The organism is Mixta theicola (assembly GCF_002895925.1).
Lineage (GTDB): Bacteria > Pseudomonadota > Gammaproteobacteria > Enterobacterales > Enterobacteriaceae > Mixta > Mixta theicola.
The window spans coordinates 483,495-495,798 of the sequence record NZ_NWUO01000001.1 but is presented as its reverse complement, the minus strand read 5'-3'; the positions used below and the strand labels follow the sequence as shown (position 1 = coordinate 495,798).

At 58.5% G+C, this 12,304-nt stretch carries 13 protein-coding genes and 1 riboswitch; of the genes, 10 read left to right on the top strand and 3 right to left on the bottom strand.

Features of this window, described 5'->3' with window-relative positions; translation table 11 throughout:
- The first annotated feature begins 48 nt into the window (after positions 1-48).
- From bioB to bioD, 4 genes are read left to right on the top strand one after another with little or no spacing between them, the layout of a single operon-like run.
- On the top strand, positions 49-1,080 hold the full coding sequence (bioB, locus tag COO59_RS02300; protein ID WP_103058206.1) for a biotin synthase BioB: 1,032 nt from the start codon (positions 49-51) through the stop codon (positions 1,078-1,080).
- Positions 1,080-2,234: an 8-amino-7-oxononanoate synthase gene (gene bioF / locus COO59_RS02295; RefSeq protein ID WP_103058205.1), complete on the top strand. Its 1,155-nt coding sequence runs from the start codon at positions 1,080-1,082 to the stop codon at positions 2,232-2,234. The genes bioB and bioF overlap by 1 nt, the downstream gene beginning before the upstream one ends.
- Positions 2,215-2,973, top strand: coding sequence for a malonyl-ACP O-methyltransferase BioC (gene bioC, locus COO59_RS02290; RefSeq protein WP_103058204.1), 759 nt, complete (start codon positions 2,215-2,217; stop codon positions 2,971-2,973). Before bioF ends, bioC begins: the two co-directional genes overlap by 20 nt.
- A complete protein-coding gene (gene bioD, locus COO59_RS02285) occupies positions 2,966-3,637 on the top strand; it encodes a dethiobiotin synthase (protein WP_103058203.1) in 672 nt (223 codons plus the stop codon). The genes bioC and bioD overlap by 8 nt, the downstream gene beginning before the upstream one ends.
- Before the next feature lie 9 nt (positions 3,638-3,646).
- Here bioD and COO59_RS02280 read toward each other — a convergent pair whose 3' ends face one another.
- Positions 3,647-4,363: an ATP-binding cassette domain-containing protein gene (locus COO59_RS02280; protein WP_103058202.1), complete on the bottom strand. Its 717-nt coding sequence runs from the start codon at positions 4,361-4,363 to the stop codon at positions 3,647-3,649.
- 912 nt (positions 4,364-5,275) lie between these two features.
- On the opposite strand from COO59_RS02280, the gene uvrB reads away from it, so the two are divergent.
- Positions 5,276-7,297, top strand: coding sequence for an excinuclease ABC subunit UvrB (gene uvrB / locus COO59_RS02270; RefSeq protein ID WP_103058200.1), 2,022 nt, complete (start codon positions 5,276-5,278; stop codon positions 7,295-7,297).
- Between the two features lie 112 nt (positions 7,298-7,409).
- Here the strand turns inward: uvrB and COO59_RS02265 are convergent, their stop codons facing one another.
- Positions 7,410-8,318 carry a gluconeogenesis factor YvcK family protein gene (locus COO59_RS02265; protein WP_103058199.1) on the bottom strand — a complete coding sequence of 303 codons (909 nt, stop codon included), beginning with the start codon at positions 8,316-8,318 and terminating at the stop codon, positions 7,410-7,412.
- A 305-nt stretch (positions 8,319-8,623) separates the two neighbouring features.
- Positions 8,624-8,755, top strand: a riboswitch (molybdenum cofactor riboswitch).
- On the opposite strand from COO59_RS02265, the gene moaA reads away from it, so the two are divergent.
- The 5 genes from moaA (at position 8,745) to moaE (ending at position 11,441) form a co-directional block, all read left to right on the top strand.
- The gene (moaA, locus tag COO59_RS02260) at positions 8,745-9,731 is read left to right on the top strand and encodes a GTP 3',8-cyclase MoaA (RefSeq protein WP_103058198.1); all 987 of its coding nucleotides are present in this window, start codon (positions 8,745-8,747) and stop codon (positions 9,729-9,731) included. (Overlaps the previous riboswitch by 11 nt.)
- Positions 9,732-9,745: 14 nt before the next feature.
- Positions 9,746-10,261: a molybdenum cofactor biosynthesis protein B gene (gene moaB, locus COO59_RS02255; RefSeq protein ID WP_103058197.1), complete on the top strand. Its 516-nt coding sequence runs from the start codon at positions 9,746-9,748 to the stop codon at positions 10,259-10,261.
- Positions 10,262-10,263: 2 nt separating this feature from the next.
- Entirely contained in the window at positions 10,264-10,749 is a 486-nt protein-coding gene (gene moaC, locus COO59_RS02250; protein ID WP_103058196.1) for a cyclic pyranopterin monophosphate synthase MoaC, read from the top strand.
- Positions 10,742-10,987: a molybdopterin synthase sulfur carrier subunit gene (gene moaD, locus COO59_RS02245; protein WP_085067535.1), complete on the top strand. Its 246-nt coding sequence runs from the start codon at positions 10,742-10,744 to the stop codon at positions 10,985-10,987. Before moaC ends, moaD begins: the two co-directional genes overlap by 8 nt.
- Before the next feature lies 1 nt (position 10,988).
- A complete protein-coding gene (gene moaE, locus COO59_RS02240) occupies positions 10,989-11,441 on the top strand; it encodes a molybdopterin synthase catalytic subunit MoaE (RefSeq protein ID WP_103058195.1) in 453 nt (150 codons plus the stop codon).
- Here moaE and COO59_RS02235 read toward each other — a convergent pair.
- Positions 11,438-12,235 (bottom strand): OBAP family protein, encoded by a 798-nt coding sequence (locus COO59_RS02235; RefSeq protein WP_103058194.1) that lies wholly within the window; start codon positions 12,233-12,235, stop codon positions 11,438-11,440. The genes moaE and COO59_RS02235 overlap by 4 nt on opposite strands.
- Positions 12,236-12,304: the final 69 nt, after the last annotated feature.

Below are 12,304 nucleotides of genomic sequence, written 5' to 3'. Positions count from 1 at the left end.
AGTCTACATCAGATGACATGATAAAAACGACCCTTTCTGGAGTAAGCAATGTCAATGCGTTGGACGCTGGCACAGGCTCAGGCCCTGTTTAATAAGCCTTTCCTCGAATTAATGTTTGAAGCGCAGCAGGTACATCGGCAGCATTTCGATCCGCGTCAGGTACAGGTAAGTACGCTTTTATCGATCAAAACCGGCGCCTGCCCGGAAGACTGTAAATACTGCCCGCAAAGCGCCCGTTATAAAACCGGGCTGGAAGCGGAGCGCCTGATGGAAGTGGAAGAGGTGCTGGCCTCGGCGCGTAAGGCGAAGGCGGCGGGCTCCTCCCGTTTCTGCATGGGCGCGGCATGGAAAAACCCCAACGATCGCGATATGCCTTACCTTGAAAAAATGGTGCAGGGCGTGAAGGCGATGGGCCTTGAAACCTGCATGACGCTGGGCACGCTTAACGATGAGCAGGCACAGCGGCTGGGCACGGCCGGGCTCGATTTTTACAACCATAACCTTGATACCTCGCCGGAGTTCTACGGCAATATCATCACCACCCGCACCTATCAGGAGCGGCTGGATACGCTGGAAAAAGTGCGCGAGGCGGGGATTAAAGTCTGCTCCGGCGGCATCGTCGGGCTGGGCGAAGAGGTGAAGGATCGCGCCGCGCTGCTGGTACAGCTGGCTAACCTGCCGACGCCGCCGGAAAGCGTGCCGATCAATATGCTGGTTAAGGTCAAAGGAACGCCGCTGGCGGATAACGAGGATGTCGATCCGTTTGATTTTATCCGCACCATCGCCGTTGCGCGCATTATGATGCCGCGCTCGCACGTGCGTCTCTCCGCCGGGCGCGAGCAGATGAGCGAGCAGACCCAGGCGATGTGCTTTATGGCGGGAGCCAACTCTATTTTCTACGGCTGCAAACTGCTCACCACGCCGAACCCGGAAGAGGATAAAGATCTGCTGCTGTTCCGTAAGCTGGGCCTCAATCCTGAACATACGCACACCCGTGCCGGGGATAACGAACAGCAGCAGGCGCTGGCGCAGCAGCTGGTTAACGCCGATACCCCGCACTATTACAACGCGGCACAATAATGAGCTGGCAACATCGGATCGCGACGGCGCTGGCCGAGCGTCAGCAGCAGCAGCGTTTACGTCAGCGCAGCCTGCTTACGCTGTGCCGCGCGGGCTGGCTGTTGCATAACGGAAAACGCTACCGCAACTTCGCCAGCAATGATTATCTCGGACTGAGCGACGATGCGCGCCTGGTGCAGGCCTGGCAGCAGGGCGCTGAGCGCTACGGCGTAGGCGCCGGGGCGTCCGGCCATGTTACCGGCTATGCGTTGCCGCACGCCGAGCTGGAAGCGGAGCTGGCCGACTGGCTGGGCTATCCCTGCGCGCTGCTGTTTAATTCCGGCTATGCCGCCAATCAGGCGGCGATCGGCGCGCTGGCAAGCCTGGGCGACCGCATCCTGGCGGATAAACTGTCGCACGCCTCGCTGCTGGAGGCGGCCAGCCTCAGCCCGGCCACGCTGCGCCGATTTGCGCATAATCAGCCAGAAAGCCTGCAGCGCCTGCTGGCCGCGCCGCATGCGGGCGAAACCCTGGTGGTAACCGAAGGCGTATTCAGTATGGATGGCGACAGCGCGCCGCTGGCTGCGCTGCATCAGCTGACGCAGCAGGCGGGTGGCTGGCTGCTGGTGGATGATGCGCACGGCATCGGGGTGCAGGGCGAGCAGGGACGCGGCAGCTGCTGGCAGCAGGGCGTCCGGCCGGAACTGCTGATTATCACCTTTGGCAAAGCGTTTGGCATCAGCGGCGCGGCGCTGCTGTGCGATGGCGACACCGCTGCTTATCTGCTGCAGTTTGCCCGTCATCTGATCTACAGCACGGCGATGCCGCCGGCACAGGCCGAAGCGCTGCGCGCAGCATTGCGCGCGGTACGGCAGGGCGACGATCTGCGTCAGCGGCTGGCCGCTAATATTGCCCGTTTCCGCAGCGGGGCTGCCCAGCGCGCCTTAACGCTGCTGCCTTCTGCTACCGCCATTCAGCCGCTGCTGGTGGGCGACGACGCTCAGGCGCTGACGCTCGCCAGCCGTTTGCGCCAGCGCGGCTGTTGGGTTACGGCGATTCGCCCGCCAACCGTGCCGCCGGGCACCGCACGGCTGCGTATTACTTTAACCGCACGCCACACGGCGGACGATATTGATCGGCTACTGGAGGCGCTGTATGACGCACAAAGTGAATAAGCAGGCGGTGGCGCAGGCGTTTGGCCGCGCGGCAGGCGGTTATGACCGCTTTGCCGGGCTGCAGCGCTATAGCGGAGAGCGGTTAATGGCGCTGCTGCCCGCATTATCCGCCGGAACCGTGCTGGATGCCGGCTGCGGCACCGGCTGGTTCAGCCGCCGCTGGCGGGAGCAGGGGCATCAGGTGATTGCCCTCGATCTCTCGCCGGGCATGCTGGCGCAGGCGCGGCGCGATGAAACGGCGCACCACTATCTGCTGGGCGATATTGAGGCGCTGCCGCTGCGCGCCCACAGCGTGGATATGAGCTGGAGTAATCTGGCGATGCAGTGGTGCGACGATCTGGCGCAGGGGCTGCGTGAGCTGTGTCGGGTAACGCGGCCGGGCGGCCGGGTGCTGTTTTCTACCCTGGCCGAGGCTTCGCTCCATGAGGTGCGCAGCGCCTGGCAGGCGCTGGATGACTATCAGCATGTTAATACCTTTCTTTCCGAGGCGGCTATCCGGCAGGCTGGCGACGGCCTGGCGCTGCGGCTAAGCAGCGAAACGGTAGAGCAGCGCTTTCCCGACGTACGCAGCGCGCTGCAGTCGCTAAAAGGCATTGGCGCCACGCATATTCATCAGGGACGCGCCAGCGGGCTGTTGACGCGCCAGCGCCTGCAGCAGCTGGCGCAGCACTGGCCGCAGGATGAGCGCGGCTATCGACTCTCTTATCAACTGGTTACCGGAGTAATTGATTGTGTGTAATTGCTGGTTCCTGACCGGGACCGATACTGAAGTGGGTAAAACCGTCGCCAGCAGCGCGCTGTTGCAGGCCGCTAACCGCGCGGGCTTGCGTACCGCTGGCTATAAGCCGGTGGCCTCCGGCAGTGAAATGACGCCAGACGGCATTCGCAACGGCGATGCGCTGGCACTGCAGCGTAACAGCAGCCTGTCGCTGAGCTATGACGAGGTGAATCCGTTGGTGTTTATGGAGCCGACTTCGCCGCACATCGTTAGCGCCGATACCGGTCAGCCGATTGAATTCGCGCGGCTTTCCGCCGGCCTGCAGGCGCTGCGGGAAAAAGCAGACTGGGTGCTGGTAGAGGGCGCAGGCGGCTGGTATACGCCCCTGTCGGAGCAGCAAACCTATGCTGACTGGGTACGCCAGGAGCAGCTGCCGGTCATTCTGGTGGTGGGCATTAAACTGGGCTGTATCAACCATGCGTTGCTCAGCGCCGAGGCGATCCTCAACGCGGGTCTGCCGCTGGCGGGCTGGATCGCTAACGATATTCAGCCGCCGGGCCGACGGCATCAGGAATATATGGCCACCCTGCAACAGCGCCTGCCTGCGCCGCTGCTGGGCGAAATTCCCTTTCTGGAGCAGATCGATCGCGCCGCGCTGGGCGAATACCTGCGTTTGCCCGCGTAGCGCGCGGTTTCAGCTTACCGCCAGCCATTTATCCACCACTTTTTCATCCAGCTCCGCAACGTGGCCCTGCGCCACGTTGCGGCCACGATGCAGCAGTAAAAAATAGTCCGCCACGCGTCGAATAACGGAAACGCGCGGTTCCAGCAACAGGATCGTCAGGCCGAACTCATGATTCAGCCGATGCAGCAAATTACCGGTTTCTTCCTCCAGCCACGGCGACATCCCTTCGGTCGGCTCATCTAAAATCAGCAGCCTGGGCTGCAGCGCCAGCGCCCGGGCCAGCGCCAGGTTCTGCTGCTGTTCCAGCGGCAGATCGCCGCTGCGCCGATGACGTAGCGGCCACAGCGTGGGAAACAGTTCATAAACCAGCGGCGGAATGGCGCAGTGGCGATCCTGCTGGCTGGCCAGCAGGGCGATCAGCAGGTTCTCTTCTACGCTGAGCTGGGAAAAAATCTGCCGTCCCTGCGGCACGTAGCCGATACCCAACCGGGCGCGCGTCGCCGTCGGCTGCATCAGCAAATTTTCCGGCGGCGACCCAGCCTGCTGCCATATCATGCTGCCGCTGTTAACCGGCAGGAGGCCCATAATACAGTTCACCAGCGTGGTTTTTCCCATGCCGGACTGGCCGATAATGCCGGTGCAGGTGCCGGGCGGCAGATCAAGATCCACATCCCACAGAATATGATTTTTACCATAGAACTGATTAACCGAACGTAAACTCAGCATCTGATATTCTCCTTCCGTACCGTTCAAATCATTCTGTCCGCCCGCCTAAAGCCGGGCAGGTCACAGACGTCGGCGAGGTGATATCACCGCCTTTTCCCCAGGCGGCTGAGCGGCCAGCCGTTATGGGAGGTCCATTCTTTCTTGCAATCCACAGGCCAAATCGCCGATAACGGGCAAAAGGCGTGCTGGCATATAGCCGTATCCCAGAGTAACGGTCAGAAATGCTTAATAGTTTAGTCAGGTAATAAATGGTCTGCACGTTGACGGTGCTGATGACGCCATGCTTATGGTGCAGAGGAACCACCATAAGGCAGAAAAATTTATTAATAACGGCCTGGCGTTTACGGCGAGAAAACGCCGGTGACGCCGAACAGCAGGCGTTAAACCAGAAAAATCAGGGACAGGTCAGGTCGAAAAAGGCGAAAAAAAAATATTTCATCCGTGTTACGGCCCAGGGAGGAATTTTATCCACCCCCGATGTTGCGGGGCCTGTAAACAGTTATCCACTATTCCTGTGGATAACCATGTGCATTACCCAGTGAAAACAACGTGCAAGCCAGAGCGGGCGCGGCTTTTTCCTGAACTGGCGCGAAACTGGGCTTTATTTATATTGCATTTAATTTCAGAAAGTTAGTTAAAATCAAGCCTGCGATTGCGCGCGCTTTTTTCCACTGTTGCTTTTGCGCTGCGCCTATTGACAAATGTTAAATGCTATCAGCTGCTGGGGATAACCTTGCGTCCCTTAATATTATCCCCATGTAATGATAAGGCTTAAAATTGTCGCTTTGCCTTTTCCTCAGGCATGGGACAAAATAACTGATTATTTATCCAGTATCACACGTTGGAAAAATCATCGAAGCGGAGTAAAATTAACCTCCTGTCCGTGTAATTCTTCAGCAGAGATCATTTCTGATGAGTAAAACCTTTAAACTTAACTCCGCCTTTCAGCCCTCCGGCGATCAGCCAGAGGCGATACTTCGTCTGAAAGAGGGGCTTGAGGACGGTCTGGCGCACCAGACGCTGCTGGGGGTGACCGGCTCCGGGAAAACCTTCACCGTTGCCAACGTGATTGCCGATCTTAACCGGCCTACGATGGTGCTGGCGCCCAACAAAACGTTGGCGGCGCAGCTGTATGGCGAGATGAAAGAGTTCTTTCCTGATAATGCCGTCGAGTATTTTGTTTCCTACTACGACTACTATCAGCCTGAAGCCTACGTGCCCAGCTCCGACACCTTTATTGAAAAAGACGCCTCGGTGAACGAACACATTGAGCAGATGCGTCTCTCCGCCACCAAAGCGCTGCTGGAACGGCGCGATGTGATTGTGGTGGCGTCGGTTTCGGCAATTTACGGCCTGGGCGATCCCGATCTGTACCTGAAAATGATGCTGCATCTGTCGCGCGGTATGATCATCGACCAGCGCAGTATCTTACGCCGCCTGGCTGAGCTGCAGTACAGCCGTAACGATCAGGCGTTTCAGCGCGGCACCTTCCGGGTGCGCGGTGAAGTGATCGATATTTTCCCGGCGGAATCGGACGACCTGGCGCTGCGCGTCGAACTGTTCGATGAGGAAGTTGAGCGGCTGTCGCTGTTCGATCCGCTTACCGGGCAGGTAGACTCCGTGGTGCCGCGCTTTACCATCTATCCCAAAACGCACTACGTCACGCCGCGCGAGCGCATTTTGCAGGCGATGGAAGAGGTTAAAACTGAGCTGGCCGACCGCCGTAAAACCCTGCTGGCGAACAACAAGCTGCTGGAAGAACAGCGCCTGACGCAGCGTACCCAGTTCGACCTGGAGATGATGAACGAGCTGGGCTACTGTTCCGGCATCGAAAACTATTCACGCTATCTCTCTGGGCGCGGACCGGGCGAGCCGCCGCCGACCCTGTTTGACTATTTACCGGCGGACGGCCTGCTGGTGGTGGATGAGTCCCACGTGACGATCCCGCAAATCGGCGGCATGTACCGCGGCGACCGGGCGCGTAAAGAAACGCTGGTGGAGTATGGCTTCCGCCTGCCGTCGGCGCTGGATAACCGCCCGATGAAGTTTGAAGAATTTGAGGCGCTGGCGCCGCAGACGATTTATGTTTCGGCGACGCCGGGCAACTACGAGCTGGAAAAATCCGCCGGAGAGGTTATCGATCAGGTGGTGCGTCCTACCGGGCTGCTCGATCCGATTATTGAAGTGCGTCCGGTCACCACCCAGGTGGACGATCTGCTGTCGGAAATTCGCAAGCGCGTTGAGATCAACGAACGCGTACTGGTGACCACGCTGACCAAGCGCATGGCTGAGGATCTGACCGAATATCTGGAAGAGCACGGCGAAAAGGTGCGCTATCTGCACTCGGATATTGATACCGTCGAGCGTATGGAGATTATTCGCGATCTGCGTCTGGGCGAGTTTAACGTGCTGGTGGGCATCAACCTGCTGCGTGAAGGGCTGGATATGCCGGAAGTATCGCTGGTGGCGATTCTGGATGCCGATAAAGAGGGCTTCCTGCGCTCTGAACGCTCGCTGATTCAGACCATCGGACGCGCGGCGCGTAACGTGAACGGCAAGGCTATTCTCTACGGCGATCGCATTACCGCGTCAATGGCGAAAGCGATTAGCGAAACCGAGCGCCGCCGCGAGAAACAGATAGAGTACAACACCGAACACGGTATCGTGCCGCAGGGCCTGAACAAGAAAATCAACGATATTCTTGAGCTGGGCAAAAGCGCGACCAGGGGGAAAACCCGCGGCAGGAGCAGCAGCCGTGGCGTTGCCGAGGCCGAGGCCGATTATCTGGCGCTCACGCCGCAGGCGCTGCAGAAGAAGATCCATCAGCTGGAAACCCAGATGCAGCAGCATGCGCAAAACCTGGAGTTCGAAGAAGCCGCCAACGTGCGCGATCGGCTACATCAGCTGCGTGAGCTATTTATCGCCGCTTCATAAATACCGCATAGCGAAAAAAAGCCGTAGCCTGAAGAGGTGCGGCTTTTTTATTCGGTGCTTCAGAGACTGCTGCCCGGACGGGTGTGCGGTTTTTTAGCGCTGGCGGCGCGCCTCAGCCGAGCGCCTGGATCGCCTGCTCCAGCGCCAGACGCAGCAGCTGGCGATCGTGGCGGTATGGAATATCCGCCGCTTCCAGCGGCTGCTGCACGATCAGCCGATCCTGTACGCCCTGCACCTCTACGCGCGGCCCGACCACCACCGCATCAATGACCTTTTTGCCAATGTATTTTTCCATTATCGCCAGCTTATCTTCCAGCCTGAGGCTGGCAGCGGCGGGGCTTAGCTCACGGCCCAGATTGCCAATAAAAATCAGCGGGGCCGGCGTGCGCCGCAGCGCCTGCGCCATCTCCTCCATCAGCAGCAGCGGCATCAGGCTGGTAAAAAAGCTGCCGGGGCCGATCAGGATCAGATCGGCTTCGGCAATCGCCTCTATGGCCTCACGCGTTGGCGCCACGTTGGGATGCAGCATCAAATCCTGCGGCACTCGCGCCAGCGTATCAATCGCCGTTTCGCCGTAAACCATATGGCCTTCGCTGTCGGTAGCCATTAAATCGACCGGCTGCTCCGACATGGGAATCAGCAGGGCATCCACCTTTAGCATATTGCGTATCAGGTTAATCGCCTCCAGCGGGCGTACGCTAAGATGATCGAGCGCTTTCAGCATCAGGTTGCCAAGGTTATGCCCGGCCAGCTCGCCGTTACCGGCAAAGCGATACTCAAACATCGCCGATGCCACGCCCGGCTCGGTAATCAGCTGGTTCAGGCAGTTACGCGTATCGCCCCAGGCTATTCCGCCCTCCGACTGTCGGATACGACCGGTAGAGCCGCCGTTATCGGTGGTAGTCACGATGCCGGTCAGGCGCGAACCCAGCGAAGCAAGGGCCGACATAACGCGCCCCAGTCCGTGTCCGCCGCCCAGGGCGACCACCCGATCCAGATCCGCAAGGGTACGATTACGCATAATTCTCCTGACAATAGGTGACGGTAACCTTAACCGTCGGGTCGGCACAGGATAATGGTTTCTTCGGGCGTTTAATACACTTCGGCCGCCGCGGGACAGGCACGATTTAGCGAACAGAGCACAGAAATGACTTATCACAATCATCGTCCGGAATTCGCTTGCTGATAATTAAAACCATCATGCGGTAAATGGTGGCTATCGTGCGGCTAAATGTCGTGAACTTTCGCTATATATTGATATACATAACGAAATGGAAAGTGGCACGCCCTGATAAATGGCGTTACTATTTGCAGATTCCTGTTTAACAGGCAAACCCACACTCAAGCCTTTGCGCCTACGTCGATAGATAGGGGGCACTGGCCGCAGCCACGAGCTGCCAGGGTGCAGAAAGAAATGACTGCATCTCCCATTTGGAAAGGTGTTCTGGTGACCCAGTTTATTGATTCCTATGCCCGCAAGTTCTATTACTTGCGTTTGTCGATTACTGACGTATGCAACTTTCGCTGCACTTACTGCCTGCCCGATGGCTATAAGCCGCAGGGTGCGACAAACAAAAGTTTCCTTTCGCTTGATGAGATCCGGCGCGTCACGCGCGCCTTTGCCGATGCCGGTACGGAAAAAATCCGTCTGACCGGCGGCGAGCCCAGCCTGCGTCGCGACTTTATCGATATTATCGCCGCCGTGCGTGAAAATCCGGGTATCCGTCAGCTGGCGGTCACGACCAACGGCTACCGTATGGAGCGCGATGTCGCACGCTGGCGCGCCGCAGGCCTGACCTCAATTAACGTTAGCGTTGACAGCCTTGATGCGCGTCAATTTCATGCCATTACCGGGCAGGATAAATTTCACCAGGTAATGCGCGGCATTGACGCCGCCTTTGACGCCGGCTTCAGTAAGGTTAAGGTCAACAGCGTGCTGATGCGCGACGTTAACCATAACAGCCTGCAAACCTTCCTCGACTGGATTCGCCACCGCCCGATTCAGCTACGCTTTATCGAACTGATGGAAACCGGTGAGGGCAGCGACCTGTTTCGACGTCATCATATTTCCGGCGAAGTGATCCGCGATCGGCTTATCGAGCAGGGCTGGCAGCGTCAGGTTCGGGAGCGCAGCGACGGCCCGGCGCAGGTGTTTAGTCATCCTGACTATCAGGGCGAAATTGGCCTGATCATGCCTTACGAGCGCGATTTTTGCGCCAGCTGTAATCGCCTGCGCGTATCGGCTATCGGCAATCTGCATCTCTGCCTGTTTGGCGACGGTGGCGTGCCGCTGCGCGATCTGCTGGCTTCCGATGAGCAGCAGACTGAGCTGCAGGCGCGGATCGCCGCCAGCCTGGGGCGTAAAAAACAGACGCACTTCCTGCATCAGGGCAACACCGGCATTACGCAAAATCTCTCATTTATCGGCGGCTAAACGCGGAGCAAAGCATGGGCAAAGCTACAATGGAATTTCAGGCGCTACGGATTGCGGTCCTGACCGTTTCCGATCGTCGTGACGCCACGGACGATACCTCAGGCGACTATTTACGCGAGGCGGTGACCGAAGCGGGTCATCAGGTTCTCGATCACGCGATTGTCGCCGACAATCTGTACCGCATTCGCGCGGTGGTCTCCAGCTGGATCGCCAGCGATGATATTCAGGTTATCCTGATCAACGGCGGCACCGGCTTTAACAGCAAAAACAGTACGCCGGAAGCGCTGCTGCCGCTGTTTGACCGGGAAATCGACGGGTTCGGCGAGGTGTTCCGCATGCTGTCGTGGGAGGAGATTGGTTCTTCAACGCTGCAGTCGCGCGCGGTGGCTGGCCTGGCTAATCAGACGCTGATTTTTGCCATGCCAGGATCGACCTCCGCCTGCCGTACCGCCTGGGAACGCATTATCTGTGAGCAGCTGGACGCTCGTACGCGCCCCTGCCAGTTTGTATCACATCTGAAAAAATCATAACTATGTCGCAATTAACCCATATTAATGCCGCCGGCGAAGCGCATATGGTTGACGTATCCGCCAAGGCTGAAACGCTGCGTGAAGCGCGCGCGGAAGCCTGTGTCGTGATGTCGCCGGCCACGCTGCAAATGATTATCGAAGGACGTCATCATAAGGGCGACGTCTTTGCCACCGCCCGTATCGCCGGTATTCAGGCGGCGAAACGCACCTGGGAGCTGATTCCGCTCTGCCATCCGTTAATGCTGAGCAAGGTCGAAGTTGAGCTGACCGCCGAGCCGGAAAAACAGCGGGTGCGCATCGAGTCGGTTTGTCGGCTGACCGGCAAAACCGGCGTAGAGATGGAGGCGTTAACCGCCGCCTCCGTGGCTGCGCTGACCATTTACGATATGTGTAAAGCGGTGCAGAAAGATATGGTGATTGAATCGGTGCGCCTGCTGCATAAAAGCGGCGGCAAATCGGGTGATTTTCAGGCGGTGGATAATGATTAACGTACTGTTTTTCGCGCAGGTGCGCGAGCTGGTGGCAACCTCCTCTTTATCGCTTCCGGCGGAATATGCCACGGTGGAAGAACTGCGTGCTGCGCTGGCCGCACGCGGCGACCGCTGGGATCTGGCGCTGAGCGCTGGCAAACTGCTGGCCTCGGTAAATCAAACGCTGGTATCGCTACAGCATCCGCTGCAGGACGGCGATGAGGTCGCCTTCTTCCCGCCGGTCACCGGAGGTTAATATGACAACCCGTATTCGCGTGGGGCAGCCGCCGTTCAGTATGGCCGAAGAGTATCAGTGGCTCTCCGCCTGTAACGATGATGGCGCGGTAGTGACCTTTACCGGCAAAGTACGCAACCACAACCTGGGCGAGCACGTTTCCGCCCTGACGCTGGAACATTACCCCGGCATGACGGAAAAGGCGCTGGCTGAGATTGTGGCCGAAGCGCGTACGCGCTGGCCGCTGCAGCGGGTGAGCGTGATCCACCGCGTCGGCGAACTTTTTCCCGGCGATGAGATTGTTTTTGTCGGCGTTAGCGCGGCGCATCGCGGTGCGGCCTTCGCCTCCGCCGAGTTCATCATGGACTATTTGAAAACCCGCGCGCCGTTCTGGAAGCGGGAAGCGACGCCCGAAGGCGATCGCTGGGTTGAGGCGCGCGACAGCGACCAGCAGGCGGTCGGTCGCTGGGATTAGTTATTAAACTTGTGGCGCTTCGTCTGTTCTGACGTGCCAAACTCCGTACTGCCGTGGGCGTGCTCACCGCCGCCCTCGACGCGCTGGAGCTGGATCACCTCGCCATCCTGCCAGGCGTCGGCGCCTTTCACCACCGGATGCGCGACAATATCAGCACGCTGCTGGCGTATTTTACGCGTATCAATCCCCATGCGCGCATCGCGATCTTTCAGCAGCCGCTGATCGAGCTGACCGTCGGCGGTGAAGCCCATCATCAGCGCTGGAATACCGAACGGCAGCGTTTTATCGCGGTCGGTGTGCCAGGTATGCCAGGTTTTACCGTAGGTGTTCACCAGTTTGCTCATCAGCGCTTTATCCGCCGTATCCGGCAGTCCGGGCGCTACCAGCGTGCCCGATTTCACCTCATAGTTATGGCTGTGCCACAGCTTCTTCTCTTCCGGCGGCAGCGTTTTGTACAGCCGCTCGCTGATAATATATTCCACGCCCATCAGGCGCGCATCGCGCGTGTTGCCGTCATAAATCAGCGCCTGCATCACGTCATCATTCAGAATGGTGACGTAGTGGTGCGCTTCCATTTGGCCGTTTTTATCGCCGTTGTAAAAGTGAAAGCCGTCGAGATAGGCGTTAATCGCGTCAATCGGCGGGCGTGACTGCATCGCGGCGGCGCCGGTATCCAGCAGCTTCATTTTCATTGATGTCGGCGCGCCGGGGGTGTTTATCTGCGCCGGGGTGTTATTGCCGCCGCAGCCGGCCAGCATCAACGCTGCGACTACCGGTAACCATAAGGTTTTCATCGATAATTCCTGTAATAATGATTAACAAAAGTTAACGTTAGCGCAAAATTGAGAAATGGAAAGGCGCGG

Bases quoted from the DNA above. Each gene is read 5' to 3' on its own strand.
- bioC (WP_103058204.1), top strand. From the start codon at position 2,215: ATGACGCACAAAGTGAATAAGCAGGCGGTGGCGCAGGCGTTTGGCCGC.
- moaC (WP_103058196.1), top strand. From the start codon at position 10,264: ATGTCGCAATTAACCCATATTAATGCCGCCGGCGAAGCGCATATGGTT.
- moaE (WP_103058195.1), top strand. From the start codon at position 10,989: ATGACAACCCGTATTCGCGTGGGGCAGCCGCCGTTCAGTATGGCCGAA.
- bioB (WP_103058206.1), top strand. From the start codon at position 49: ATGTCAATGCGTTGGACGCTGGCACAGGCTCAGGCCCTGTTTAATAAG.
- uvrB (WP_103058200.1), top strand. From the start codon at position 5,276: ATGAGTAAAACCTTTAAACTTAACTCCGCCTTTCAGCCCTCCGGCGAT.
- moaD (WP_085067535.1), top strand. From the start codon at position 10,742: ATGATTAACGTACTGTTTTTCGCGCAGGTGCGCGAGCTGGTGGCAACC.
- moaB (WP_103058197.1), top strand. From the start codon at position 9,746: ATGGGCAAAGCTACAATGGAATTTCAGGCGCTACGGATTGCGGTCCTG.
- bioF (WP_103058205.1), top strand. From the start codon at position 1,080: ATGAGCTGGCAACATCGGATCGCGACGGCGCTGGCCGAGCGTCAGCAG.
- COO59_RS02235 (WP_103058194.1), bottom strand. From the start codon at position 12,235: ATGAAAACCTTATGGTTACCGGTAGTCGCAGCGTTGATGCTGGCCGGC.
- COO59_RS02280 (WP_103058202.1), bottom strand. From the start codon at position 4,363: ATGCTGAGTTTACGTTCGGTTAATCAGTTCTATGGTAAAAATCATATT.
- COO59_RS02265 (WP_103058199.1), bottom strand. From the start codon at position 8,318: ATGCGTAATCGTACCCTTGCGGATCTGGATCGGGTGGTCGCCCTGGGC.